A 24,673-nucleotide genomic window follows, 5' to 3' on the forward strand; every position below is an offset into this window, starting at 1 on the left:
TCTACGCCGGGCCCGGGGCAAAACCTAGATGGGGGTGGACGGACGCAAGCCGAGGTAGCAGGATTGAGCCATGAGCTCCCACAGCGCACTCCTGAAGCACGTAAGCATCGCCGCCAAGGATTCAACCTTGGTGGCGAAGTTCGATATTGACGGGAATATCCCGAGTTCCGGGGCCTACGTGGTGGGGCTCGTGGCGGCCACCCCGGACCACTCCCACCAGCGCCGGATGGAAATCGAGTTCATGAACGGCGAGGCCGTCTCCTTTTTCTGCTTCAGCCACGACGGCACGGAGGAGAACTTCGACATCAAGGGCGTGGAGCACTCCGGTAACACCATTACCGGGAATTTTCCGCTCAGCACGGTCATGGGCCTGGCCAAGGGCCACCTCATGACGGCGTACAGCGACTGTGAGGGCAGGGACTACCAGTCCAACGTGCCCGTAGAAGAATCCCTCTAGAGTCGCTCTAGGGGTGTCCTGCCGCAGCCTTAGCTGCTGGCCTTGTAAACTTCCAGCTCCAGCCGGATAAAGGCATCGATCATGCCCCGGTAAGTCTGTTCGACAATGTCGGTGTCGATGTCCTTCTGCTCAGCCGTTGCCTTGACGTGCTCCAGGACGCGTTCAACCCGGCCCGGTGCCCTGACCTCGGCGCTGTCCGCTTTMAGGGTGCCGGCGATCCGGATCAGCCGTTCGCGCCGGCCGATCAGCGCGACGATTTGCTCATCCACTTCGTCGACGGCCACCCGCACGGCGGCGAGCTGTTCCTTGTCGGCCTGGGCGTGTTTGGCGTCACGGTGATGTGTGGACATGTGCATGACAGTATCGAATCATGCAACCACGAGTCGACTTCATCTCATTGGGTGTCCGCAGCGTTGACGCCTCCCGCCGCTTTTATGTCGAGGGACTGGGGTGGCCTGTCCACCGCGAGGTTCCCGGCGAAGTGCTTTTCCTGCAGGCCAACCATGGCCTGATTCTCTCCCTGTGGGATGCGGGCCAGATGCAGGCCGAGGCGGCCACGGACGCCCCGGCCGGCATCCCCTGCATTACCCTGAGCCACAACGTGGGCAGCGCCGCGGAAGTTGATGCCGCACTGCGCCAGGCAGAAGCCGCCGGGGCCGCCGTCGTGGCTGCCCCGAAGACGCAACTCTGGGGCGGGTACACGGGCTACTTCGCGGACCCTGACGGCTTCCGCTGGGAGGTCGCCTTCAACCCCACGTGGACGGTCGACGCCGGCGGCAAAGTCACGGTCTAGGCGCGGCCCTCGGGCCGCCCGCCGCAGCCGTTCGCGCGACCGCGGGGTGTCCCCTAGAACAGGCTGCCGACCGGTTCGATCAGCTCCGGGGAATCGTTCCGGACATTCCCGACGGCGGTGCCCACGGCGTCGATCTTCCAGCCCTCGGCGACGTCGTGCGCGCCGGCCCGGACCAGCCCCACCAGGGCAGCGGCGTCGTCGGCCTGCGGATCCAGCCAGGTCGCCATGGTAGCCCGGTCCATTGGCAGCGGAACGCGGTCGTGCAGCGCCGTCAGTTCGGCGAGCATCCCGTCGGCGTAGCCCTCCGGCGGGGAGTCAGTGGTCAGGATCGACGTGGACAACAGCCAGCGTTCCGGATCCCCCTCGGCCTTGGACGGGTCTTTCCACCATTCGTAGAGGCCGGCAAAGACCACCGGGGAGCCGTCCGCCGGGTGCACGTAATAGGGCTGTTTGCCGCGGCCCTCGCCCTTCCATTCGTAATATCCGTCCGCCGGCACAGCGCAGCGCCGGGCACGGGTGGCCTTCCGGAAGGCCGGCTTCTCCAGCACACTCTCACTGCGGGCGTTGATCATCTTGGAGCCTATGCCGGGATCCTTGGCCCACGACGGCACCAGGCCCCAGCGGGCAATGTGCAGCTGCCGCACCGGTTCGCCGTCCACCAGCCGCTCCAGCAGGATGGGCACGTCCGCCGTCGGGGCCACATTCCACGACGGCGGGATGACCACCTCCTCCTCGAGTCCGGCGTCGAACTCGGCCAGAAGATCCCCCACGGCCCGGGCCATCACGTAGCGTCCACACATGGCACCAGCATGCCATCGGGACCCGCCGTGCGGGAATAGGGCCTCCCGGGTTACGGTTGATCACAGTGACATCCGGCTTTGCCGGCAGAGGCGCTGCCAACTGCGCGCCGCCCACCAGCGTTGAGGAGAACTTCGTGGACTTCACCCCCGATTCCGGCACCATCACCATGTTTTCGACCACCTGGTGCGGTTACTGCAACCGGTTGAAGAAGCAGCTGGACGCCCAGGGCATCGGCTACACCGAGATCAACATCGAGGAAGTCGAAGGCACCGCCGAACTCGTGGAGAAGCTCAACGGCGGCAACCGCACCGTCCCCACCGTCCTTTTCCCGGACGGCACGGCAGCCACCAATCCCTCGGCGGCCGAGGTCAAGACCCGCCTCGCGGCCTAAGTCCCACCAGGACACCCACCACCACACCACCACGGCGCGGACTCCCTGCTGACCCCGGGGTTCCGCGCCGTGCCGCATCCCGTCGCGGACGCGGTGATGAAAGGAGCCACCCATGGTCCACGAAGTCAAAGGCGCGGTCGTCCGCTCCAAGAACGCCCCCGTCACCCTGGAGACCATCCTGGTTCCGGACCCCGGGCCCGGCGAGGCCCTGGTGGATATCCTCACCTGCGGGGTCTGCCACACGGACCTGCACTACAAGCAGGGCGCCATCAACGACGACTTCCCGTTCCTGCTCGGCCATGAGGCCACCGGGGTGGTCAGCGCGGTGGGGCCCGGCGTGACCGACGTTGCCCCCGGTGACCGGGTTGTCCTGAACTGGCGCGCTGTCTGCGGCGAGTGCCGCGCGTGCCGCCGCGGCGAGCCGCAGTACTGCTTCAACACGCACAACGCCACCCAGAAGATGACCCTGGCGGACGGCACGGAGCTCACCGCTGCGCTCGGCATTGGCGCCTTCGCCGAGAAAACCCTGGTGGCCGCCGGGCAGTGCACCAAGGTGGACCCCGACGCCGACCCCGCCGCCATCGGCCTGCTCGGCTGCGGCGTGATGGCCGGCCTCGGCGCCGCCATCAACACCGGCAACGTCGGCCGCGGCGATTCCGTGGCCGTGATCGGCTGCGGCGGAGTGGGCGTGGCGGCCGTGGCCGGCGCGGCCCTGGCCGGCGCCACCACTGTCATCGCGGTGGACATCGACGCCAAGAAGCTCGATCGCGCCAAGGAGCTCGGCGCAACCCACACCGTGGACTCCTCCGGCGTGGATCCGGTCGAGGCGATCCGCGAACTGACCGGCGGCTTCGGCGCCGACGTCGTGATCGACGCCGTCGGCCGCCCGGAGACCTACAAGCAGGCGTTTTATGCCCGCGACCTCGCCGGCACCGTGGTCCTGGTGGGTGTTCCCAGCCCGGAGATGACCCTGGAACTGCCACTGCTGGACGTCTTCGGCCGCGGCGGTGCCTTGAAGTCCTCCTGGTACGGCGACTGCCTCCCATCCCGCGACTTCCCCATGCTGATCGACCTGTACCGGCAGGGCAGGCTCGACCTCGACGCTTTCGTCACGGAGCGGATCACCATCGACCAGATCGAGGACGCCTTCGACAAGATGCACGACGGTGCCGTGCTGCGTTCGGTGGTGGAACTGTGAGCGGCGGAGCACTGCGGATCGACCGCCTGGTCACGTCCGGGACGTTCTCGCTCGACGGCGGCACATGGGACGTGGACAACAACGTCTGGATCGTCGGCAACGACCAGGAATGCGTGGTGATCGACCCCGCCCACGACGCCGGCGCCACCGCGGCCGCCGTCGCCGGCCGGAACGTCAAGGCCATCCTGCTCACCCACGGCCACGACGACCACATCGCAGCGGTCGGCGCCTTCCGCAGCCTGGTCAACGCCCCGGTCTACCTGAACCAGCAGGACTGGATGCTGTGGGACCGCGTCTTCCCCGGGACCGAACCGGAGCACGGCATTGACGACGGCGACACGTTCGAGGTGGCCGGGGCCCGCCTCGAAGCACTGCACACCCCGGGCCACTCCCCCGGCTCGGTGAGCTTCTACCTGCCCGCCGAGGGAACCGTCTTCACCGGTGACACGCTCTTCCAGGGCGGTCCGGGCGCCACCGGCCGGTCCTTCAGCGACTTCCCCACCATCATCGGGTCCATCCGCGACCGGCTGCTCACGCTGCCCGCAGACACCGTGGTGCGCACCGGTCATGGCGATTCGACGACGGTGGGCGCCGAGGCGCCGCACCTGGAGGAGTGGATAGCCCGCGGCCACTGACAGCGCCGCGGGCCGCCACCGCCGCCCAGCCGACTTCGACTAGCCCACTTCGACGAACACCGTGTCGTCGCGGTGGAACATACGGCGGCCCTCGAGGCCGTTGAAGCGGACCCACATCACCGCACCGTCCGGCGTCGACCCGTCCACGGTTCCCGGCCCCAGGTAACGGCCGCCGGCCGTGATCCGTACCGGCAGGCCGCGCGGCAGGGCTGCCCACGGCAGCCGCCACCCGGTACGCGGGAGCTGCCTGGGGTCGCCGGCCGGCGCGGTCATGGCTGCCGCTCCACCGGCGCCGCCGTTCCAGAAGCCGCCGTTACGCCGGCGGCCGCGTACGGTTCCAGGTTGTTGAATGTATAGAGGTGGACGCCCGCCAGGGCCGGCTGCGCCGCCGACAATTCGGCCACGAGGCGGCTGGGCGAGTAGTTGCCGCCGTCGAGGAGCCGCCGGGCCAGCGGGCCCTTGCGGCTGATGAACCGCAGGGACGGTCCCACCCCGATCTTGGTCGCCAGCGAAATGAGCTTGGTCCGTGGAACGGACCCGGCGACGCCGGCCCACACCGGAAGGGTGACGCCTTCGCGGCGGAGCAACTCGACATACCAACTGATCCGGGCCGCCGAGAAGCACATCTGCGTCACCACGCTGGTGGCGAGGTGCTGTTTTTCCAGCAGCGCATCCAGCATGTACAGCTGGCTTTGCCCGGGATGCCCTTCCGGGTACCCGGCAACGCCGGCCGACATGGACCCGCCGGACAAATCGGCGATGTCCTCCAGGAGCCGTGCACTGTTCTGGTACGGGCCGGCCGGCTGCGCGGCATCACCGCCGACGGCAAAAACCTCGGTAATCCCCGCGGTCCGGCACTCGGTGAGGATGCCGGCCAATTGCGCCCGGCTTTCAAGGCTCCTCGCCGCCAGATGCGGGACCACGCTGTAGCCGAGCCCGCGCAGCTGGACGGCTGTTTCCAGGGTGGGTTGGACACCGTGATGGGGAAGGCAGGTCACGGTCAGCGCCGCCCCCGGCGCAAGTCCGGCCTGGACTCTGGTGACGATGCCGGAGGTGGGAATGATTTCCAGCCGCGCCGGCAGTGTGGTGTCTGCCGGGGCGCAATCCGGCTGGGCGGACGGGGCATGGGACGCGGTTGACAGAGGAAGGTGGGTCTTCACAGGGAACTCCAGAATTTGGGCAGGCGGGCGCGGGTCAGCGCAGGATGACGGTGCGGTTCCCTGAGAGGATGATGCGCCCCTCGGAGTGCCAGCGGACGGCGTTCGTCAGGGCCTTGCATTCGGCGTCCCGGCCCACGGCGACGAGGTCCTCCGGGGTATAGGTGTGGTCCACCTCGATGACCTGCTGGGCGATGATCGGCCCCTCATCCAGTTCCGAGTTCACGTAGTGCGCCGTGGCCCCGACAGTCTTGACGCCGCGGGCGTAAGCCTGGTGGTAGGGCTTGGCTCCTTTGAAGCTCGGCAGGAAGGAGTGGTGGATGTTGATGGCCCTGCCGGCGAGCCTGGCCGTGAGGTTGTCGCTGAGGACCTGCATGTACCGGGCGAGGACCACAAGTTCCACGTTGTACGCCTCCACCAGGTCCAGGAGCGTTGCTTCCGCCTCCGGCTTGGTCGCGGGGCTGACGGGCACGTGGTGGAAGGGGATCCCGTGCCAGGTGACCAGGCCCTCGTGGTCCGGGTGGTTGGACACGACGGCGACAATCTCGACCGGGAGTTCACCGATTCTGGCGCGGAAGAGAAGATCGTTCAGGCAGTGCCCGTATTTGGAGACCATAACGAGGATCCGTTGCTTCCGGCCGTGGCGTTCCAGCCGCCAGGTCATCGCCCACTCGGCGGCGACCGGCGCGAAATCCTGCCGGAGCTCCTCGACGTCCGCCGCGGTGCCGGTTGAGACGAAGTGCACGCGCATAAAGAAGTGCTCCACGAGCCGGTCGCCGAACTGCTTGATGTCCACAATGTTGCAGCCGTGGTCCAGCAGGAATTTGGACACCGCGTTGATGATGCCGGGTGATTCGGCGCAGTCGAGGGTGAGGACGAACTCGGCGCCGGGCTCCTCCCGCTGTACAGCTGCGGGGCCGCCGGACTGTGGGGTTGCTGCGGTGCTCACAGGCTATCCACCTTCCGGGAACCGGCAGCTTCATCCTGCTCGGACTGGAGTTCGGCCTTGAAGGCCTCGTAACGGGCCAGGTGCACCGGACGGCGGCGCAGGACCAGCCATGCGGCGCCGAGGATGATGAACCAGACCGGCGTCACCAGCAGGGCCGACAGCGTGTCCGGCTGCGTGGTCAGCGTCCAGAGCACGAAGGCGAAGAAGGCGAAGACGACCCAGACCATGGGCACGCCGCCGGGCATCTTGAACTTCGAGGCATCGTGCAGCTGCGGGCGGCGCCTGCGGAAGGCCAGGTAGCTGGCCAGGATGATGGACCACACGAAGACGAAGCAGACGGCGGAGACGGTTGTAACCATTTCGAAGGCCTTGCCGATGTTCTCCCCCGCGTACATCAGCACGACGCCGGAGAGCAGCAGCACGCACGAAAGGAACAAGGCGTTCTGCGGAACCTTGCGGCGGGACAGCGCTGCGAAGCGGGCGGGGGCGTCACCTTCCTGGGCGAGGCCGTAGACCATGCGGGAGGTGGAGTAAATCCCGGAGTTGGCCGAGGACATGGCCGAGGTCAGGACCACCAGGTTGACCACGGTGGCGGCGGCGCCGAGGCCGGCCAGGGAGAACATGGCGATGAACGGGCTGTGTCCGGCGGCGAACTGGGTCCACGGCGTGACCGACATCAGGATGATAAGTGCGCCGACGTAGAACAGCAGGACACGGATCGGAATGGAGTTGATGGCCCGCGGCAGGTTTTTCTCGGGGTCCTTGGCCTCGGCTGCGGTGGTGCCGACCAGTTCGATGCCGACGAAGGCGAAGACGGCGATCTGGAAGCCGGCCACAAAGCCCATGAACTCGTTCGGGAAGAAGCCGCCGTGGCTCCAGAGGTTACTGAAAGTCGCGGGTCCGGCGTCGGAGCTGAACCCGCTGAAGATCATAAACAGGCCCACAACAATCAACGCCGCGATCGCGACGATCTTGATCAGCGCGAACCAGAATTCGGTCTCGCCGAAGGCCTTGACGGTGGTCAGGTTCAGCAGCAGCAGGATCGCGATGGTGACCAGGCCCGGAATCCAGAGGGGCAGGCCGGGCCAGAGTTCCTGGGAGTACCCGGCAATGGCAATAACGTCGGCAATGCCGGTGATCACCCAGCAGAACCAGTACGTCCACCCGGTGAAGAAGCCCGCCCACGGGCCCAGCAGATCGGCGGCGAAATCGCTGAAGGACTTGTAGTGCAGGTTGGAGAGCAACAGTTCGCCCATGGCCCGCATGACGAAGAACAGCATGAAGCCGATGATCATGTAGACGAAAATGACCGAGGGGCCGGCCGCGGAGATGGTCTTGCCCGAGCCCATAAACAGGCCCGTGCCGATGGCGCCGCCGATCGCGATGAGCTGGATGTGCCGGTTGCTGAGCTGCCGCTCGAGGTGGGGAGCTTCAACCATGGTGGAAGGTGGTCGCTGAATCGTCATAAGGAACTCCATCGTTCAAGTGGCTGGTGCCACGATGATTCGGGTTCCTCCCCGCTCTGTCTTGGACCTGAGAGTTTCCGCGTACCTGCCCCCGCAGGAACCGCTTGCACCGTCGGTGAGCCGGGAAATGATCCGGCTGCTTTCCAGAGTTGCCTCGCCGCGGCGGTACGTGGGCCTGAGAGATTCCTGGGGAGGATTTGCTCCTACGGCGCCTGCTGCATGTACCGGCAGGACTCTCCCGCCGCAGATCATAGGCTTGTTTACTTATAGGGGGTGGCGCGGCGCTGCGGAGGGTGGCTCCGGGCAAGAACGCGTCGTCATGGTTGCCGTGCCCTGGCTCGGGCCGGTAACCGCCAAACATGATCGCCGGGACCTCCTCGGAAGGATTGTCCGGCGGATTCAGTGTGGGATGGATCACGCCGGAAAGTCAAACCGCCGGATTTGTGACGCAGCCCGCGTTCTGGCGCTACCCGCCGGTAGGTCCTCCGGGCGGATAGCACCGGCCGGGCCGGAGGGGCCGCAGGGGCCGGTGCCGGGCCGGGTGCTATTAGGATGTGGCCCTATGAGCCATCACCCCAGCACGGAGCCCGGTATTTTCGCCGCGGATCTGCGGACGCAGTTCGACGCATTCCTCGACGAACACCGGGCCGCGCTGCACGATTGCCTGGACGGAATGACCGAACAGGAGGCCCGCGCGTCCCTGGTCACCTCCCGCACCACGCTGCTGGGGCTGGTCAAGCACGCCACGTTCGTGGAGAAGGTCTGGTTCGACGAGGCCATCACCCGCCGCAGCCGGCAGGACATCGGTATTCCGGCCACCCCGGACGAGTCCTTCATCCTGGCTCCCGATGACTCGATCGCCGGCGTCCAGGCCGCGTACCGGGAAGCCTGCGCCCAATCGCGTGAGCGCGCCGCACCTCTCGCCCTGGACCACCTGGTGACCGGAAACAGGCGCGGCCCGCTGCCGCTGCGGTGGGTTTACCTGCACCTGTTGCGGGAACTGGCCCAGCACTGCGGGCACGCCGATATCCTGCGCGAACAGCTCCTGGCCGCCCGCCCAGCGTGAGCCGTCTCGGCCGTTAGGGCAGCAGGGCGCCGAAGTCGCCGTCGTCGAGCGTGGCGTACCGGGCGTAGGCGGCCAGTACGGCTGCCTCCACGGCGGGCACGTCCAGGCCCGGGACCAGGTCATCGGCGGCGCCGGCGGTGGCCGGGTCCCAGTCAAGGCCCAGCGCGGCGTAACTCGCCTCGAGGACTGCCCTGATGGGCGCGGAGTTCTCCACGATGATCACGGAGCTGAACAGCCAGCCGCCGGCCACCACTCGCTGGGCGGTGCCGACCAGCTTGATGGGGTGCTCCGGGACCAGGGGATCCCGGCCGTGGACACTGAATTCGCCCGGGCAGTACTCCCCCGGAATCTCGCCGACAGCGGCCGCCACCCCGGCGTCGCGCAGGGCCTGCGCCAGCAGCTCGCCGAAGAGGGAGAACCGGCCTTTGGCCCCGGCAATCGCGTCAGCATGGGGCTCCAGGTGGTCGATCACCAGGGTGCCCTCGTGGTACGCGGCGGCCCTGCCCCCGGCCTTCCGGACCAGCGGTTCGAAACCAAGTTCCCGGCAGGCCAGGGTGGCGGCGTCAAAGCCGGGCAAGTGGGTGTCACGCTGGCCGAACGCCACCGTGGGGGCGGGCCGGTAGAGCCGCAGCAGGGGGACCAGGGACCCGGTCTTGACCCGCTGCAGAAGGGTCAGGGCGAAGTCGAGGTCCGCCGCCGGGCCGAGGGAGTGATCCTGCCGGAACACCGTCAGGTTCCGGGGTCCCGCCGCGGCCTGCTGCATGTTGTTATGCTCCCTTATGGTCATTCTGCAATTCCTGGTGGTAGCCGCCGCGTTCGCCGTCATCGACGCCGTCTGGCTCAAGTCGATGAACAAGTTCTACCGCCGGCACTTGGGCCACCTGATGTCGGACAAGCCCCATCTAGGGTACGCCGTGGTGTTCTACGTGCTGTACATCGCCGGGATCCTCTTCTTTGCCCTCCGGCCCGCGCTCGACGGCGGCAGCTGGCTGACGGCGCTGGGTTACGGCGCCGCGCTGGGCGGCTTCGCCTATGCAACCTATGACCTCACCAACGCCGCCACCCTGAAAAACTGGCCGCTGGCGATCGTGGTCGCGGACATCCTCTGGGGCGCGTTCCTGACCGGCCTGGCCACCGTCGTCGGCTGGCTCGTTTTCCACTAGCCGGCGCCGCGGCCGCCGGTCAGCTCTTCCGCAGCGTCAGGATCTGTTCGGCTCGCCCGAACGGTCCCGTGAGGTCGTGCAGCACGGTGGAGGTCAGGCCGATGCCGTCCGTACCGAAGGAGACCTCGTTGTCCAGGCCAAGCCACTCGCCCTCGGGCCGCCGGTACATGTGGATCTGGAGGTCCAGGTTGGGGAACGCGTAGCTGCCCTTTCCCGGCGGAACCCGGGCGGCAATGCCGTTGGCCGTATCCACCAGTCCGATCAGCCGGGCGAGGTCGCTGCTGTCCGCCCGGTCGGTCAGCGGGTAGTCGGTGTGCAGCCAGACGGTTCCGGAACCGGCACGGTGCCCCTCGGCGATCCGCATGCTCAGGGAGGCGATGTACCCGCCGGGCCAGACCGTGGCGGCGTCGTACGGCTCGCAATTCTCCGGTGCCGGGATCCGCGGATCTTCAAACGCGGCGACAGCCGAGGTATCGGAGGTCACCATCCGCCAGGCCGTCGCCCGGATGGCCACGCGGCCGCCGGCAACCAACTCGGCCTGCAGCAGTTCGATGGTGCGGCCGGGGCGCAGCGTGGTGGTGGTGACCTCGAATTCGCCGCCGGGGATGAGGCCGAGGATCTCATAGCTGATGCGGGCCATGCGCATGTCATCGCGCGGCTCGTGCCGGGCCAGGCAGTCGGCCATAATGCCCGACGCCGGTGCCATGTGCTGTTCGTGCTCGTTCCAGGCGCCCTGGGCGTGGACGGTGGAGCGGAAACGCCCGCCGCCGAGCACCTCGTAGTAGAAATCGCCCTCGGCCAGCACCGGTAATTCAGCAGTCAACGTCGACCCTTTCGCAGCAACAATCAGAGAATCCCCACCACCCTATCGCCTCCTCCCCCGGCCGGACTGGGTAGACTCGGGATCAGGCTTACCCCGACTATCGTGCGAAGAGGTGCTCCCCCTGATCCGAGTAATCAGCTACAACCTCCGGAAACACAAGGCCAGCGGCGAACTGGAAGCCCTGGCCAGCGGCTATGCAATCGATGCGCTCTGCCTCCAGGAGTGCGACACCGAAGACCTGCCGGACAGCATCGGCGACCTTCAGCTGGCGGACGCCACGCGAGGCAACCGGCTGGGCCTGGCCATCTACTACCGCCAGGACCGTTTCACCGCCTACGAGACCAAGACCTTCGCGCTGAAGAAATCCCTGCACGACCGGGTCCTGGCACCAGCACACGAACGGCTGATCGGCACCCGGGTGGTGGACAACCAAACAGACCATGACCTGGTGATCGCCTCCTTCCACGCCGCGCCGCTTACGGCCTCGAACTCCCTGCGCCGGAACCAGATCCACGCCGCGCACGGGGAACTGCTGAGCATGGGCGGCGGGCCGATGACGCTGATGGTGGGCGACTTCAACTATCCGTTCTTCACCAAGTACCTGACGGAGCAGATGAAGGACGCGGGCTACGAACTCTCGCTCAGCGACCGGAGGACCTACACCCGGTACAAGGTGTTCAAGGGCCACTTTGATTTCGCCACGTCCCAGGGCCTGATGATTGACAACGTCGAAACGCTGCCCCGCGGCGCCTCCGACCACCTGCCCATCCTCATCACGGCGGAGTACGGGCAGGACGCCAAGGGCGCCACCGGGGTGAGCGGCGCGGCCTGAGCCACTCGGGCTGCTAAACACCCGGTTAACTGTTCATGAACGGGCCAACAAACGGCCCGGACCCGTGATCTTTTCGTGATCTACTTTTGGGCGTGAACTTAACTCGACGTCACTTTATGACCGCCGCCCGGACCGTCGCGGCCACCGCCCTCGCCACCGGGGGCGCGGCCCGTGCGGCCCAGACGGCAGCGGCCCTGCCGACGCCGGCAGGCTCCGGAATCGAGCACATCATCGTGGTGATGATGGAGAACCGCTCCTTTGACCACTTCCTGGGCTGGATGCCCGGCGCGGACGGCAAACAGTCCGGGCTCAGCTTCACGGACCGCTACGGGATCCCGCATGCGACCCATCACCTGACGGACTTCCAGGGCTGCGGCCATCCTGACCCGGACCACTCCTACGAGGGCGGCCGGATCCAGTACAACGGCGGCAAGAACAACGGCTGGCTCCTGGCCGGCGAGAACGACGAGTTCGCCGTCGGCTACTACGACGCCGCCGACCTCGACTTCTGGCGGCAGGCCGGCCCGGACTGGACCGTCTGCGACCGGTACTTCGCGGCGACCATGGCCGAGACCTATCCCAACCGCTTCTACCAGCACTCCGCGGCCACGGACCGGATCCATAACTCGACCGTCACGTCCACCCTGCCCACCATCTGGGACCGGCTGGCCGCCGCCGGCGTCGCCGGCAAGTACTACTACGGCGACATCCCCTTCACCGCGCTGTGGGGCACCAAGTACCAGGGCATCTCACACCACTACTCGGAGTTCCTCACGGACTGCTCGGCGGGGACGCTGCCGGCGGTGTCGTTCGTCGACCCGCGGTTCACCGACGAGGGCTCCGGCACCTCGGGTGATGACCACCCCCACGCGGACATCCGCTCCGGCGAGACGTTCCTCGCCGAGGTCTACAACGCTGTCACCAGCGGACCGGGCTGGGCCAACACTCTGCTGATGGTCAACTACGACGAGTGGGGTGGCTTCTTCGACCACGTCGCACCGGCCGCCGCCCCCGACACCAGCGCCGCCACCGCGCTGCGCGGCTTCCGGGTCCCCTCCGTGGTGATCTCCCCGCGTGCCCGGCGCCGGTACGTGGCGCACGACGTCTACGACCACAGCTCGGTCCTCAAGGCGATCGAATGGCGCTGGAACCTGCCCCCGCTGACCCCGCGCGACACCGCGGCCCGCAACATCGCCGAAGTCCTGGACTTCGGGACACCGCCCAACCTCGCCGCCCCCAAGTACCTCGTGCCGCCCTTCGCCGCCGGGCCGGCCTGCACTCCCGTAGGACCGCCGGCGGCCGAGGAATGGTCCGGCCTGAAACAGAAAGCCCTCGCCGACGGATGGAAGCTCCCGTGAACACCACCACCGCACCGCCCGCCACCGCGCAGCCCCGCGGCCGCAGCCGCCGCTACCTCCGGAGGGCCGCTGCGGCCGCGCTGGTGCTGCTCGGCGCCGCGGCACTCAGCTACGGGCCCCCGTCCGCGACGGCAGGCACACCGGCAAACGCCGCGGCTCCCGCAACGGCCGCCGCAGGCAGTTACCTGCCCGGCGCCAAGCACGTCTTTGTGATCAACCTGGAAAACAAGGGGTATGACGAAACATGGGGACCGGCGTCGGCCGCGCCCTACCTTTCGCAGACGCTCCGGAGCCAGGGTGTGCTGTTGAACCAGTACTTCGGCACGGCCCACAACTCGCAGCCCAACTACGTGGCCCAGATTTCCGGGCAGGGCCCAAACCCCCAGATGCAGGCCGACTGCCAGAGCTACACGCCGTTCACCGGCACCGGCACGGCCAGCCCCGGCCAGGCCGTGGGTGACGGGTGCGTCTTCCCGCCCAGCGTGCCCACGGTCGCCGGCCAGCTGAAGGCCGCCGGCAAGACGTGGAAGGGATACATGGAGGACATGGGAACCCCGTGCCGGCACCCCGCCCTGGGCGCCGTTGACGACACCCAGAAAGCCAAAGTCGGGGACCAGTACGCGGCCCGCCGCAACCCCTTCGTCTACTTCGCCGGGATCACGGGCCCGCCCGATTGCGCTGCCAACGACGTCGACCTCACATCCCTGAAAACGGACCTCGCCTCCGCCGCCTCCACCCCAAACCTGTCCATGATCACCCCCAACCTCTGCCACGACGGCCACGACTCCCCCTGCGTCGATGGACAGCCGGGCGGCCTGGCCAGCGCCGACGCGTGGCTCAAGCAGTGGGTGCCCGCCATCACCTCCTCCCCCGCGTTCAAACAGGACGGGGTCCTGGTGATCACCTTCGACGAATCGGACGGACCGCAGAGTGACGCCAGTGCGTGCTGCGGCGAGGGCCCGGGACCGAATTCCGCGCTGCCGGGCATCACGGGCCCCGGCGGCGGCCGGGTGGGCGCACTGGTGCTCTCGCCCTTCACCAAGGGCGGCACCTGGTCCACCACGCCCTACAACCACTACAGCCTGCTGGCCAGCATCCAAGACACCTTCGGCCTGCCGTACCTGGGCTACGCCGGGACTCCCGGGCTGAACCGCTTCGGCCTGGACGTTTACAACGCCGGGGTCTAAGCCACTTCTTAAGCGTTTCTTAAACGGCGCACGGAAGACTGGTGGTGGGCGCGTGACTGCGCGCCCACCACCGAGCCGGAGGATTCGATGACTGGACCTGCCCCTGAGGACCGCCTAGCACCACCCAGCTTCCCGGTGGGCCCGCCCGCCGCCGGGCTGCGCTTCCGGGCACTCCCGCAGGTCCGCCACTGGCTCCTGGTGGGCCTGCTCCTTTGCGCCGCCGTGATCGCCCTGGGCCTGACCGTTCAGCTGGTGCCGGGCGACACCCAGGCCGAGCTAAGTGTGGACCAGGGCCTCAGCCAGCACCACGCCGCGGCGCTGACCGCGCTCGCCATGGGCATCAGTGTGCTGTTCGGCCCGCTGCCCGGGCTGGTGCTGATCGGCGCCATCGCGCTCTGCGTCCTGCTGTTCCGCCGCGACCTCGTCACGGCTGTGGCGTTCGGCCTGGTTGCCTGCTCCGGCTGGGCGGCGAGCGAGGTCTTCAAACTCCTGATCGCCCGCCACCGGCCCGATCAGGCCCAGCTGTTCGATCCGCTGGCCCCCGAGTCAGGAACGGACAGCTTCCCCTCCGGCCACGTCTCCTTCGCCGTCGCCCTCGCCTTCGCGCTCTACTTCCTGGCCCGCGGCACCCGCTGGTCCAAGGTGGCCGCCTACGCCGGCGCCGCCATGGCCCTCGTGGTTGCCTGGTCACGCCTATACATCGGGGTCCACTACCCCACTGACGTCACAGGCTCGTTCCTGGCCGCAGGAGCTGCTGTCGTTCTGCTCTCCGGACTCTGGAACCGCTTCGCGCCGCGGCTTGTCGACAGGCTGCCCGCCGCCGTCGTCCGCGCACACCGACCCTAAGGACGTGACCATGCACAGCATTTTGACCACCGGGCTGGCCCCGGCCCTGGCGGCCGCGGCCGGCACGCCGTCCCTGCTGGACCCGGCCAGCCTGCTCGCCGGGCTCGGACCCGCCGCCCTCGGCGTCATCGCCGCCATGGTGTTTGTGGAGTCCGGCGTCCTGTTCCCGTTCCTGCCCGGCGATTCCCTGCTCTTCACCGCCGGACTGCTGCACCAGCAGCTCCACCTGACATTGCCCGTGCTGATCGGCGTCGTCACCGCTGCCGCCGTGGCGGGCGACCAGGTCGGCTACATGCTGGGGCGCACCTTCGGCCGACGGTGGTTCAAAGATGACGCACGGATCCTCAAGACCGCCCACCTGGCAACCACCGAGGAGTTCTTCCGCCGGCACGGTGGTGCCGCCGTCGTACTTGCCCGGTTTGTGCCCATGGTGCGGACGTTCGCGCCGCTGACCGCCGGCATCGGCCGCTACGGGTACAAGGCCTTCACGCTCTGGAACATCGTCGGGGCGTTCGCGTGGGCGGTGTCCGTGACCCTGCTCGGTACCTGGCTGGGCCACTACGAGATCATCGCCAAGAACATCGACGTCATCGCCGTCGTTATGGTCCTCGTCTCGGTCGTTCCCTGGATCATCCAACTGCTCAAGCGCCGCCGCCAGAACCGGCGCGACGCCGCGGATGCCGGTGGCACGCCGGCCGCGGACGGCGGCGACACGGGCGACGTCGAACCCAACCGGGAGCTGGCCGCGAAAGAATAGCCGCATGACAGTCACTGACCGGCCCGCCCTCCTGCTCGTCGAGGACGACCCCGTCCTGGGACCGCTGATCGCCGAACTGCTGGAACCGGACTACCGCGTGCGCCTGGCCGCCAACGGCCAGGACGGCCTGCACCTGGGCCTCACCGAGCCGTGGGACGTGCTGGTGATCGACCGCGGCCTGCCCGGGATGGACGGGATAGCCGTGATCGCGGCCCTGCGGTCCAAGGGAATCGCCACGCCCATCCTGATCCTGACTGCGCTGGCGGAGCCGGACGAGAAGGTCCGCGGGCTGGATGCCGGCGCCAACGACTACGTCACCAAACCCTTCGACGCCGGCGAGCTGGCCGCACGGCTGCGCGCACTGACCCGCAGCTACGCCCCGGCCGGCGGGCCGGTCACCATCGGCGGCTGGGAGCTGGACCCGTCCTCGCGCACTGTCCGCTCGGTGTACGGCGGGCTGGTGTCGCTGACGGCGAAGGAATCCGAACTCCTGGCAGCCCTGGCCGCCGAACCCGGCCGGGTGTTTACCCGCGACGAGCTCTTGGCCGCCCTGTTCGACCCCACGGACCAGCCCGGAGTGATCGACACCTACGTCCACCACCTCCGCCGCAAGATCACCCGGTCCGTCATCCGGACCGTCCACGGCGTCGGCTACCAGATCGGCGACGCCGATGACTAAGGAAGAGATGACACCAGGACCATCGCGCGGTGGAACCCCGGACCAGTCCACCCTGCGCAGGGCATCCCTGAAGGTGGCTGTGCGCATCAGTGCTGCCTGCGCCGTGATGGTCCTGGGCCTGCTCGCCGTAGCCGCCCTGTATCTGATGAACAAACTTGCCCGGCCGGAGCTGGTGCCCCCGGGCCCTGGCGGCACAACCTACGCCTACCTGGACTCGAAGGACCTGCTCGAGGCCATGATCGTTGCCGGAGTCGCCGGCATCGCGCTCGCCGGGCTGGTGGGGTGGCTCAGCGCCCGCAGCGCCATCCGGCCGCTGGGCGAAGCCCTGGCCCTGCAGCGCAGGTTCGTCCAGGACGCCAGCCACGAACTCCGCACCCCGCTCGCCATCCTGGATACCCGCATCCAGCTGGCGCAGCGCGGCGCAGAGCCGGAGTCAGCGGCGGCCAGGCAGCTGGCCCGGATCCGAGAGGACGCGGCAACACTCACCGGGATCGTCAACGAACTCCTGCTGGCGGCCACGGCCGACACCCCGGACCCGGCCGCCGAACCGGTGGATCTGGCCGACGTCGCGGCCTCCGTCGCCGAGAGCCTCGAGCAGCTGGCGGCCGCCGGCAACGTCAGCGTGGATTTCTCCGCCGTCGACCGTCCGCACGCCCGGATCGAACGGAACGCGCTGCGCCGTGCGGTGCTGGCACTCGCGGACAACGCCCTTGCCCACACTCCCCCGGGCGGCCGGGTCTCCATTTCAACCGAGGCCACGCCGCACCAGGCTGTTATCACCGTGGCGGACACCGGGACGGGGATCACCGGCGTCGATCAGGAGCGCATCTTCGACCGTTTTGTCCGGACGCCCGGGTCCGACGGCGCCGCACGCCAGCGGAGCTTCGGCATCGGCCTGTCCCTGGTCCGTGAAATTGCCATGGCTGCCGGCGGCACCGTTGAGGTTGCCCGGACGGGGGCCGACGGAACGGTTATGCAGATCATCCTTCCCCCGGCCGCACCCTAACTCCGACGCCGGGGCGCCCAGACGCGGGCACCCGAACGTCCGCGGGGCTACTCTCATTCCATGGCGAGAGAATGCAGGACGCGTGCCAGCCGGGCAGGCACCGGATGACGTTCCTGTCCCTGTCGCTGATCGCGGTGGTCGCGCTGGCCGGGCCGCTCCTCGCATTGCCGGCCCGCTGGCGGCTGCCCGTTGTCCTCGGCGAGCTGCTCGCCGGCGTGGTGATAGGCCGGACCGGCTTCTCCCTCGTCGATCCCGAAGACCCCACCCTCAGCCTCTTGGCCAGCATCGGCTTCGCACTGATGATGTTCGTCGCCGGAACCCACGTCCCGGTCCGGGACCCGGAAATCCGAGCGGCCCTGGGGAAGGGGTCGGCCCGGACCGCGCTGGCGGCCGCGGCGGCAGTGATCGTCGGCACGGGGGTGGGCCTGGCGTTCGGCACCGGCCATGCCCCGTTGTACGCCGTGCTCCTGGCGTCCTCGTCCGCGGCCCTGGTGCTCCCGATCGTCGACTCACTGCGCCTGCGCGGACCGGACGTCGTCGCCACGACAGCCCAGGTGGCCATTGCCGACATCGCCTGCATTCTCGCCCTGCCGCTGGCGGTGGACCCGCCGAATGCAGGACGCGCCGCCCTGGGGGCGCTCGCGGTGGGAGCCGCCGCCGTCGCCCTCTTCTTCGTGCTGCGAGCCCTGGAGCGAAACGGGACCCGGCAGCGGATGCACCGGTTGTCCGAGGACCGCAAGTTTGCCCTGGAGCTGCGGATCCAGCTGGCACTGCTGTTTGCCCTGGCCGGAGTGGCGAGCTTCGGCCACGTATCGGTGATGCTGGCGGGGTTCTCGTTCGGACTGGTGGTCTCCGCCGTCGGCGAACCCCGGCGCCTGGCCCGCCAGCTTTTTGCCGTGAGCGACGGCTTTCTTGGCCCCATCTTTTTCGTCTGGCTGGGCGCTTCCCTTAACCTGCGTGACCTCGCCGGGCATCCGGACATGGTCCTCCTGGGATTGTCGCTGGGGATCGGCACCCTTCTGCTCCATGCCGGCCTCAGGGTGTTCGGAGTGCCGCTGCCGCTCGGCGTACTCTCCGCCGCCCAGCTGGGTGTGCCGGTGGCGGCAGCCAGCATCGGCACACAGCTCCATGTCCTGCAGCCCGGAGAGAACGCGGCCCTGCTCCTGGGCGCGCTGGTGACTATCGCCGCGAGCGCCTGGGCGGGATCGCGGGCCGCCCGGGACTTCGCCCCGCCGTCCGGCGCCGCAGCCGTCGGCTAAGCCAGCGGAAACCGGAGGTGCGAAACGCGAAAACGTGCACGCTGCCCGCCCCGGTTACCGGAAAGTAACCCCCTTCGACCAAATAATCGTGCACAAACGTGCAGAATCCTCTGAACGTCGCGCCATGGTCCCTACCGTGGAAAGGGTTGGCGTGAGTCAGGTCACAGTGGGGAAGGGCCGGCAACTCGCCTGCATCCATCAAGCCCCTCACCGCTGAGGGGCCCAACCTAAGAGGTAGTCCCGTGACCCAGCCCAATATTGCGTCCCGACCGGCCCGCGCAGTCGCCAAGTCCGCCGCGCTCGCAGCCATCGCCCTGCTCTGCGGATCCCTGGCGTCGGCCCCCGCGGCCACCGCAGACACCGTGGACATCTCCCCGCCCGGGGCAAACGACTGGTCCTGCAAGCCCAGCGCGGCGCACCCCCGTCCCGTGATCCTCGTCCCGGGCACCTTTGAGAACATGGCGAAGAACTGGGCCACCATGTCGCCTGCCCTTAAGAACCAGGGCTACTGCGTCTATGCCCTCAATTACGGAGCGACCAACGGGATCGATGCCACCGGACCGGTCGCCGACTCCGCAGCCCAGCTTGCCCCGTTCGTTGATGCCGTGCTGGCCTCGACCGGCGCAAAGCAGGTGGACCTGGTGGGGCACAGCCAGGGCGGGATGATGCCCCGGTACTACCTGGGGTTCCTGAACGGGGCGAAAAAGGTCAACCAGCTGGTGGGCATCGCCCCGTCGAACCACGGGACCCAGGGACTGATTACACCGGTCCCGGGCTCCGTGCCGCCGGCAACGTCGGTTGGCGGCTCCAATTGCCAGGCCTGCGCCGACCAGCAGGCCGGCTCCGCGTTCCTGACCAAGCTGAACTCCATCGGAGACACCGTGGCCGGACCGGTGTACACCGTCATCTCCACCACGCACGATGAGGTAGTGACCCCGTACCAGAGCCAGTTCCTGGCCGGATCCGCGCAGAAGGTCACCAACATCACCATCCAGGACAAGTGCCCGGCGGATGTGATCGAGCACGACCAGACGCCGAACGACCCCGTGGTGCAGCGCCTCGTCTCCAACGCGCTGGGCCGGCCCGCCGGGCAGCCGGCGGATCCTGCGTACCGGCCAAGCTGCGTCTAACCGGGAACCGGGGGCTTCTGATCGTCGACGACGCCGGCAGCAGACACTAGTCTCTGACCATGGGGATCATCCGGAACGTCTTTGGCCACAAACCGCCGGCTGTACTAATGCTGTTCACCGCCGTGGCGGGTCTCCTGCTGGGACCCGCCGCGGCGGCGTTCGCTGTTGCGCCGGTCGGCGTCGTCGTGGAGGACAAGGCCGGGGTCCTGGACCGCAATACGCTGCTCCCGGCCGTGCAGCAGATCGAGTTCTACCAGCCCACCACCGTCGCCATATATACGTACAACGGCAGCGCGGCGGACAATCTGAATGAAGAGGTCCTGCGCTTCGCCCGGGCGGAGCACCCGGACTGGATCAGCAAGGACGGCCAGAAATGGGCCGACGGCCTGTTCATCTTCGCGCTGGATCCGGTGGGCCGGCACGTCGGGACCTACATGGGCGAAGACCGGAAGGTATCCCTGGAGCAGCGCACCGACATCCAGGACGCAGCCAAGGAACTGCTGCGCGACGCCCAGTGGACGGACGGGACCATTGCCGGCATCCGCCGCGGCGCGGAACTAATCAACCAGCCCTGGTACCGCTCCACCGCCTTCCTGGTCACCGCCTGGAGCGCCGCAGGAACGGTGGTGGCCGGTGCGGGCGCCTGGTTGCTGGTGCGGTGGCGCACCCGGGTGGGAAGCCGCAGGGAAATTGCCCGCGGTGACGCAAACTACTCCAACGTCAGCATGGACCTGCAGGTGACCGAACTCAACGCAGGCACCATCCCGGCGTCCTCGCGCTACGGCAGCACGGTGCTGGAGAAACACCGCACCTTCCTGAGCCGCTATAAAGCCGCCACGGGCCTCTCCAACCAGGTACACGCGCTGACGTCCCGGGAACTCTCACGCAGGCCCGGCCTGGCGCTGGCCCGGGAGTACGCCGATGCGGCCGCGGAACTCGATGCCCTGGACGACGTCATCGCCGACACAAACGCCCTGCTGAACCGCGGGTCCACGTGGGCGACGGCGTGGGACCGTCAACTGGCACCGTTCCGCAGCGACCTGGCCGGCATTGAGGGCATGCTCGCCAAGGGCCACGGTGAAGGCGATTCCGCGACGGCCGCTTCCCTGCGGTCCTTCCGCGACGCCAGCCAGCGGGACATGGAACGCTGGACCGCAGACCTCGCGGACGGCACCATCACCCCTGAGACGGCGCTTGACCGCTTGCGCGACGCCAGGACTGAACTGTCCGGGCTGCTCAAGGCCCACGCCGACACGGTAATCGCGGGCTATGCACGCAATGACCGGGAGGCCGAGCTCATGCGGACGCAGATGGAGGAAGCGCAGGAAGGAACGGGGAAGAAGCAACGGCGCAGTTACGAGCCAAGCATCCTGGGCACGGTGTATCCGTCGTACTACTTTTTCTCGGTCCCCACCTTTAATACTGGGCTCAGCACCGGGGTTTCCAGCGTCAGCTCAGCCCGGGGCGGAAGCACCACGGGATACGGCGGCTCGGGCGGCAGTTTTTCCGGTTCCGGGAGCTCCTCCAGCTTCTAGGAAAGGTGTATCGACAACCGGCGGCCAACCGAGGATTCTTGGCTCCGTAAGCAGTTAAATTCCCTGAGCGAAAAGAGGGAGTGCAATGTCCACCAACGTTGTCACCCAGCTGCAAGTAAAATCCCACAATTCCCCTGATGAAAAGCGCCGGCCGGACAAGAGCGAGATCGACATCGTGTCGGTCGGCGACTACACCATCGGCCGGCTGAGTTTCGAGCCGGGATGGCGCTGGTCCGAATGCATCAAACCCGTGGTGAACACTGATTCCTGCCAGAACAGCCACGTTGGCTTCTGCGTGTCTGGCAAGCTGACTGTCGAGACCACCGACGGCGGCCGGATCGACATCGCCGCCGGCGACTCCTACACCATTCCGCCGGGCCACGACGCCTGGGTTGAAGGCGGCGATCCGTTCGTCGGGGTTGAGTTCCTGAGTGCGGCCGCCTACGCCAAATTACCGGACTAGGCACCACCCGCACGGCCCTTCCCGTGGCGGCGGGGCCACGGGTACGCTCGGGCCATGCGGAAGATCATCGTAGCGATGCAGGTTTCCCTGGACGGCTTCTTCGAGGGACCGGACGGCGACATTGGCTGGCACATGGTCGATGACGAACTCCACGGCTACTTTAACGACCAGCTAAGCACCATGGGGGCGTTCCTGGATGGCCGGGTCACCTACCAGCTGATGGCCGACTACTGGCCGACGGCGGACCAGGACCCGGACAGCTCACCGCGGGAGGTCGAGTTTGCCCGGATCTGGCGTGACATGCCGAAAATCGTCTACTCCCGGACCCTCCGGGAAGCCGGCTGGAACACCACGGTGGTGCGCGACGTCGTTGCGGAGGAGGTGCTGGCGCTCAAGGCCGAGCCCGGCGGGGACCTGGCGCTCGGCGGCGCGGAACTTGCAGACACTTTCCGCCGGCACGGACTGATCGACGAGTACTGGATCTTTGTCCATCCCGTCCTGCTGGGCCGGGGTAAGCCGTTGTTCAAGCCTGCGGAGGGCAGGACGGCAATGGCCCTCGCTGAAACCCGCAGGTTCGGCAACGGCGTGGTCCTGCTGCGGTACGGCAGCTAGGCGTTCAAAACACCAAAAGGCCGGCGGCCGGGTGCCCGAGGGCAACCGGCCGCCGGCCTTGGAAAGAGGCCTTGCGCGGTAATTAGGCGCCGGCGCGGACGAACGTCACGCTGCCGGTGGCGGTGAGCCACGACAGGGGGTGCTTGATGGTCTGGTTGCTGCCGTTCATGCCACCACTGATGGCCTGGCCGTCGCCGGCGTAGATGGCCACGTGGCCGGACTGGACGATCATGTCGCCAGGCTGCGGGGTGCTGACAACCTTGCCGTAGTTCATGAACTGCTGCGGACCAAGGTCGCCCACCGGGATGCCGGCTGCGCCCAGGGCCTTTTCGACCATGGCGGTGCAGTCCTGGGTGATACCGATCTGGCTGTAGGCGGCCGAGAGCATCGCGGCGTTGACTCCGCCGGCTGCCGGGGCAGGTGCGACTGCAGCCTTTGCCTGGACCGTGATCTGGGGTGCGGCCGGAGCCTGGGCAACCACAGGGGCGGGGACGGCGGCGGGAGCCGGTGCCGCAGCCACGGGCTTCGGCTGTTCGATGACGGGTGCCGGCGTGGTGGCGACTGCCGGGCGGTCGAAGCTGATGCGCACGGCGGAGTCCGCCGAGACGGGCGCCGAAACCTTGCTGCCGACGTCCACGGAGGATGCCGGGGCGGCGTCACGCTCGGCCGGTGCGGTGGCGGCGTTGGCGGCCATGCCGCTGGTGAGGACCAGGCCGGAGGCTGCGAAGATCACCGCGGCCTGGCGGCCGATGGTGCCGGACTTGACCGAGAATGCTGAACCCCGCCCGGCGGTTGCGTCGGAGCGATGGCGCGCAGAAGTAATGCTTGAAGACATGAATGTTGCCTCTCCCAATGCCTGCGAGGTGAGCTGTCGGATTCGGATGGGAGGCACCCGGCCGCGGGCCCGTCTGAAACGGACGCTGTGCGGCTTCACCCCAAGACCCGCTAAGAGCGCAGGTCGAAAGTGGTTTCCCCGTCTCTGCCAGATGGTTGCATTCGGATCCCGGGCCGCGGCAGAGTTAGGCAATCGGCTCGGGAGCGCCCGTATCGGATACAAACAGGCACCCATCAACGGTAACGACTCCGCGCCGGATTGTCACATTCAGGTAACGGGACCGTGTTGTGGCGGCAAAATTTTCCTACGTCCGGGTGCCCCGCCGCGCATAGGATGAAGGCATCCAGCGTTCCCGGAGCGGAGGCCCGAACATGACCAGTCCCTGTGTGGCAATCTGCCAGCTGAGCGACCAGCCCCGGGAGGATTTTGATGTCAACACCGAATTGCTGGTCCTGGAAGGAACCGAGATCCATGTCGGCACCTGGGACGCCGAGCCGCGTGACGGGGGCTTCGATGTGCACGTCCTGAACGACCGGGTGGACGCGCTGGGGTTTATGGTGGTCACGGACTGGCAGTTCCTGGACGGGAAAGCCTACGCCGTGGTGGAGCGCCGGCCCGGCACGTAACCGCTCTTCGCCTTTTCCGTACCGCCCGTTTCGACTGCTTCCCGGACCAGCCCGGCGTCGTCCGCGGTCCCCGTCCGGGCCAGCCCCGCCTGCCGCTGCCAGCGGTCCCAGTCGCCGTCCCCGGCCCGGAGCCCGCGGAGCGGGGCCAGCAGGGCGGCCCGCCGCAGCCAATCGTCCGGATCCTGCAGCCAGCGGCCCAGCACGGCCTCCGCGCGGGAACGGTTCTGGCCGGCGAGGCCTGCGGTGAGCGGCCCGACGACGTCGGTCGCCAGCGGATCGGCCAGCTCGCGCAGGCGCGCGGTCCGCAGGAAACCTTCGATCCGGGTCAGGTCCGAGTTATCCAGCACCGGAAGGCGGGACTGGAGCAGGACGACGGCGGCGAACCGGCGCTCGAAGACGGGCGCCTCCCACAGTTCCGAGCAGAGGGCGGTGATGTCGTCATGGCTTAGGTTCCGGTACCGCCGCAGTGCGTCCCGGACCGTTCCCCGGATGGCCCCGACGGATGAACCGTAGCTTGCCAGCCCGGTCCCGAAACGGGCCCGGGCCTCCTCCGCCCGCTGCCACGAGCCCTCCCGCTGCAGGGCCGAGTCAATGAATTCACCGGCTTCGCTCATGGGTCCATTCTGTCGTGCCGCCGCCGGGGTGTGCC

At 68.0% G+C, this 24,673-nt stretch carries 30 protein-coding genes and 2 riboswitches; of the genes, 20 read left to right on the plus strand and 10 right to left on the minus strand.

Translation table 11 applies throughout. From position 1 onward, the window contains the following. Positions 1-70: 70 nt before the first annotated feature. Complete coding sequence (locus AC1DBE_RS02295) at positions 71-457, plus strand: hypothetical protein (protein ID WP_476903330.1); 387 nt, start codon at positions 71-73, stop codon at positions 455-457. Positions 458-486: 29 nt separating this feature from the next. Here AC1DBE_RS02295 and AC1DBE_RS02300 read toward each other — a convergent pair whose 3' ends face one another. Then, on the minus strand, positions 487-813 hold the full coding sequence (locus AC1DBE_RS02300) for a chorismate mutase (RefSeq protein WP_476879071.1): 327 nt from the start codon (positions 811-813) through the stop codon (positions 487-489). Positions 814-827: 14 nt separating this feature from the next. Here AC1DBE_RS02300 and AC1DBE_RS02305 point away from each other — a divergent pair, with 14 nt between their 5' ends. Continuing rightward, the gene (locus tag AC1DBE_RS02305; protein ID WP_476969471.1) at positions 828-1,250 is read left to right on the plus strand and encodes a VOC family protein; all 423 of its coding nucleotides are present in this window, start codon (positions 828-830) and stop codon (positions 1,248-1,250) included. A gap of 53 nt (positions 1,251-1,303) precedes the next feature. Here AC1DBE_RS02305 and AC1DBE_RS02310 read toward each other — a convergent pair whose 3' ends face one another. Continuing rightward, positions 1,304-2,050 (minus strand): SOS response-associated peptidase, encoded by a 747-nt coding sequence (locus AC1DBE_RS02310; protein WP_476969472.1) that lies wholly within the window; start codon positions 2,048-2,050, stop codon positions 1,304-1,306. A gap of 134 nt (positions 2,051-2,184) precedes the next feature. Between AC1DBE_RS02310 and AC1DBE_RS02315 the strand changes: the two genes are divergently transcribed. From AC1DBE_RS02315 to AC1DBE_RS02325, 3 genes are all read left to right on the plus strand, one after another. Further along, a complete protein-coding gene (locus AC1DBE_RS02315; RefSeq protein WP_138769191.1) occupies positions 2,185-2,442 on the plus strand; it encodes a mycoredoxin in 258 nt (85 codons plus the stop codon). Between the two features lie 112 nt (positions 2,443-2,554). Further along, positions 2,555-3,640 carry an S-(hydroxymethyl)mycothiol dehydrogenase gene (locus AC1DBE_RS02320; protein ID WP_476969473.1) on the plus strand — a complete coding sequence of 362 codons (1,086 nt, stop codon included), beginning with the start codon at positions 2,555-2,557 and terminating at the stop codon, positions 3,638-3,640. Beyond that, complete coding sequence (locus tag AC1DBE_RS02325) at positions 3,637-4,275, plus strand: MBL fold metallo-hydrolase (protein WP_476969474.1); 639 nt, start codon at positions 3,637-3,639, stop codon at positions 4,273-4,275. The genes AC1DBE_RS02320 and AC1DBE_RS02325 overlap by 4 nt, the downstream gene beginning before the upstream one ends. 39 nt (positions 4,276-4,314) lie before the next feature. Here AC1DBE_RS02325 and AC1DBE_RS02330 read toward each other — a convergent pair whose 3' ends face one another. From AC1DBE_RS02330 to cycA, 4 genes are read right to left on the minus strand one after another with little or no spacing between them, the layout of a single operon-like run. Next, positions 4,315-4,548: a hypothetical protein gene (locus tag AC1DBE_RS02330; RefSeq protein ID WP_476969475.1), complete on the minus strand. Its 234-nt coding sequence runs from the start codon at positions 4,546-4,548 to the stop codon at positions 4,315-4,317. After that, a complete protein-coding gene (locus tag AC1DBE_RS02335; RefSeq protein WP_476969476.1) occupies positions 4,545-5,435 on the minus strand; it encodes a methylenetetrahydrofolate reductase in 891 nt (296 codons plus the stop codon). Before AC1DBE_RS02335 ends, AC1DBE_RS02330 begins: the two co-directional genes overlap by 4 nt. 34 nt (positions 5,436-5,469) lie before the next feature. Further along, entirely contained in the window at positions 5,470-6,381 is a 912-nt protein-coding gene (purU, locus tag AC1DBE_RS02340) for a formyltetrahydrofolate deformylase (RefSeq protein ID WP_476969477.1), read from the minus strand. Beyond that, positions 6,378-7,847, minus strand: coding sequence for a D-serine/D-alanine/glycine transporter (cycA, locus tag AC1DBE_RS02345; RefSeq protein WP_476969478.1), 1,470 nt, complete (start codon positions 7,845-7,847; stop codon positions 6,378-6,380). The genes purU and cycA overlap by 4 nt, the downstream gene beginning before the upstream one ends. A 153-nt stretch (positions 7,848-8,000) precedes the next feature. Next, a riboswitch (glycine riboswitch) is annotated at positions 8,001-8,098 on the minus strand. A gap of 311 nt (positions 8,099-8,409) precedes the next feature. Between cycA and AC1DBE_RS02350 the strand changes: the two genes are divergently transcribed. Continuing rightward, positions 8,410-8,913, plus strand: a complete 504-nt coding sequence (locus AC1DBE_RS02350) for a DinB family protein (RefSeq protein WP_476969479.1) — start codon at positions 8,410-8,412, stop codon at positions 8,911-8,913. A gap of 13 nt (positions 8,914-8,926) precedes the next feature. Here AC1DBE_RS02350 and AC1DBE_RS02355 read toward each other — a convergent pair whose 3' ends face one another. Then, positions 8,927-9,676, minus strand: coding sequence for a lipoate--protein ligase family protein (locus AC1DBE_RS02355; protein ID WP_476879074.1), 750 nt, complete (start codon positions 9,674-9,676; stop codon positions 8,927-8,929). Between the two features lie 16 nt (positions 9,677-9,692). On the opposite strand from AC1DBE_RS02355, the gene AC1DBE_RS02360 reads away from it, so the two are divergent. Next, positions 9,693-10,076, plus strand: coding sequence for a DUF2177 family protein (locus AC1DBE_RS02360; RefSeq protein WP_476879062.1), 384 nt, complete (start codon positions 9,693-9,695; stop codon positions 10,074-10,076). Positions 10,077-10,095: 19 nt separating this feature from the next. Here the strand turns inward: AC1DBE_RS02360 and AC1DBE_RS02365 are convergent, their stop codons facing one another. Next, positions 10,096-10,899 carry a thioesterase family protein gene (locus tag AC1DBE_RS02365; RefSeq protein ID WP_476879061.1) on the minus strand — a complete coding sequence of 268 codons (804 nt, stop codon included), beginning with the start codon at positions 10,897-10,899 and terminating at the stop codon, positions 10,096-10,098. Positions 10,900-11,023: 124 nt separating this feature from the next. Between AC1DBE_RS02365 and AC1DBE_RS02370 the strand changes: the two genes are divergently transcribed. The 12 genes from AC1DBE_RS02370 to AC1DBE_RS02425 all read left to right on the plus strand — a co-directional run bounded on the left by AC1DBE_RS02370 (position 11,024) and on the right by AC1DBE_RS02425 (position 22,563). After that, on the plus strand, positions 11,024-11,731 hold the full coding sequence (locus AC1DBE_RS02370; protein WP_476879073.1) for an endonuclease/exonuclease/phosphatase family protein: 708 nt from the start codon (positions 11,024-11,026) through the stop codon (positions 11,729-11,731). A gap of 92 nt (positions 11,732-11,823) precedes the next feature. Next, positions 11,824-13,089, plus strand: a complete 1,266-nt coding sequence (locus AC1DBE_RS02375; RefSeq protein WP_476969480.1) for an alkaline phosphatase family protein — start codon at positions 11,824-11,826, stop codon at positions 13,087-13,089. Beyond that, the gene (locus AC1DBE_RS02380) at positions 13,086-14,276 is read left to right on the plus strand and encodes an alkaline phosphatase family protein (protein WP_476969481.1); all 1,191 of its coding nucleotides are present in this window, start codon (positions 13,086-13,088) and stop codon (positions 14,274-14,276) included. The genes AC1DBE_RS02375 and AC1DBE_RS02380 overlap by 4 nt, the downstream gene beginning before the upstream one ends. A gap of 87 nt (positions 14,277-14,363) precedes the next feature. After that, positions 14,364-15,122 carry a phosphatase PAP2 family protein gene (locus tag AC1DBE_RS02385; protein WP_476879058.1) on the plus strand — a complete coding sequence of 253 codons (759 nt, stop codon included), beginning with the start codon at positions 14,364-14,366 and terminating at the stop codon, positions 15,120-15,122. A 10-nt stretch (positions 15,123-15,132) separates the two neighbouring features. Further along, entirely contained in the window at positions 15,133-15,879 is a 747-nt protein-coding gene (locus AC1DBE_RS02390) for a DedA family protein (protein ID WP_476879057.1), read from the plus strand. Positions 15,880-15,883: 4 nt separating this feature from the next. Next, the gene (locus AC1DBE_RS02395) at positions 15,884-16,558 is read left to right on the plus strand and encodes a response regulator transcription factor (protein WP_476879056.1); all 675 of its coding nucleotides are present in this window, start codon (positions 15,884-15,886) and stop codon (positions 16,556-16,558) included. Between the two features lie 7 nt (positions 16,559-16,565). After that, positions 16,566-17,564, plus strand: a complete 999-nt coding sequence (locus AC1DBE_RS02400; RefSeq protein ID WP_476879055.1) for a sensor histidine kinase — start codon at positions 16,566-16,568, stop codon at positions 17,562-17,564. A 104-nt stretch (positions 17,565-17,668) separates the two neighbouring features. Continuing rightward, positions 17,669-18,823, plus strand: a complete 1,155-nt coding sequence (locus AC1DBE_RS02405; protein ID WP_476969482.1) for a cation:proton antiporter — start codon at positions 17,669-17,671, stop codon at positions 18,821-18,823. Between the two features lie 242 nt (positions 18,824-19,065). Continuing rightward, on the plus strand, positions 19,066-19,953 hold the full coding sequence (locus tag AC1DBE_RS02410; protein WP_476969483.1) for an esterase/lipase family protein: 888 nt from the start codon (positions 19,066-19,068) through the stop codon (positions 19,951-19,953). 107 nt (positions 19,954-20,060) lie between these two features. Next, positions 20,061-21,488, plus strand: coding sequence for a DUF5129 domain-containing protein (locus AC1DBE_RS02415; protein WP_476969670.1), 1,428 nt, complete (start codon positions 20,061-20,063; stop codon positions 21,486-21,488). An 85-nt stretch (positions 21,489-21,573) separates the two neighbouring features. Then, on the plus strand, positions 21,574-21,951 hold the full coding sequence (locus AC1DBE_RS02420; protein WP_476879947.1) for a cupin domain-containing protein: 378 nt from the start codon (positions 21,574-21,576) through the stop codon (positions 21,949-21,951). A 54-nt stretch (positions 21,952-22,005) separates the two neighbouring features. Next, the gene (locus tag AC1DBE_RS02425) at positions 22,006-22,563 is read left to right on the plus strand and encodes a dihydrofolate reductase family protein (protein ID WP_476879946.1); all 558 of its coding nucleotides are present in this window, start codon (positions 22,006-22,008) and stop codon (positions 22,561-22,563) included. An 82-nt stretch (positions 22,564-22,645) separates the two neighbouring features. Here the strand turns inward: AC1DBE_RS02425 and AC1DBE_RS02430 are convergent, their stop codons facing one another. Further along, positions 22,646-23,398 carry an NlpC/P60 family protein gene (locus AC1DBE_RS02430; RefSeq protein ID WP_476879945.1) on the minus strand — a complete coding sequence of 251 codons (753 nt, stop codon included), beginning with the start codon at positions 23,396-23,398 and terminating at the stop codon, positions 22,646-22,648. 4 nt (positions 23,399-23,402) lie between these two features. Then, a riboswitch (cyclic di-AMP (ydaO/yuaA leader) is annotated at positions 23,403-23,568 on the minus strand. Positions 23,569-23,769: 201 nt separating this feature from the next. Between AC1DBE_RS02430 and AC1DBE_RS02435 the strand changes: the two genes are divergently transcribed. Further along, positions 23,770-24,024, plus strand: a complete 255-nt coding sequence (locus tag AC1DBE_RS02435; protein WP_476879944.1) for a hypothetical protein — start codon at positions 23,770-23,772, stop codon at positions 24,022-24,024. On the opposite strand, the gene AC1DBE_RS02440 is transcribed toward AC1DBE_RS02435, so the two are convergent. After that, positions 23,991-24,638, minus strand: a complete 648-nt coding sequence (locus tag AC1DBE_RS02440) for a DNA alkylation repair protein (protein ID WP_476879943.1) — start codon at positions 24,636-24,638, stop codon at positions 23,991-23,993. The genes AC1DBE_RS02435 and AC1DBE_RS02440 overlap by 34 nt on opposite strands. Positions 24,639-24,673: the final 35 nt, after the last annotated feature.

The sequence above is a fragment of the Arthrobacter sp. 10T416 genome, assembly GCF_056394165.1.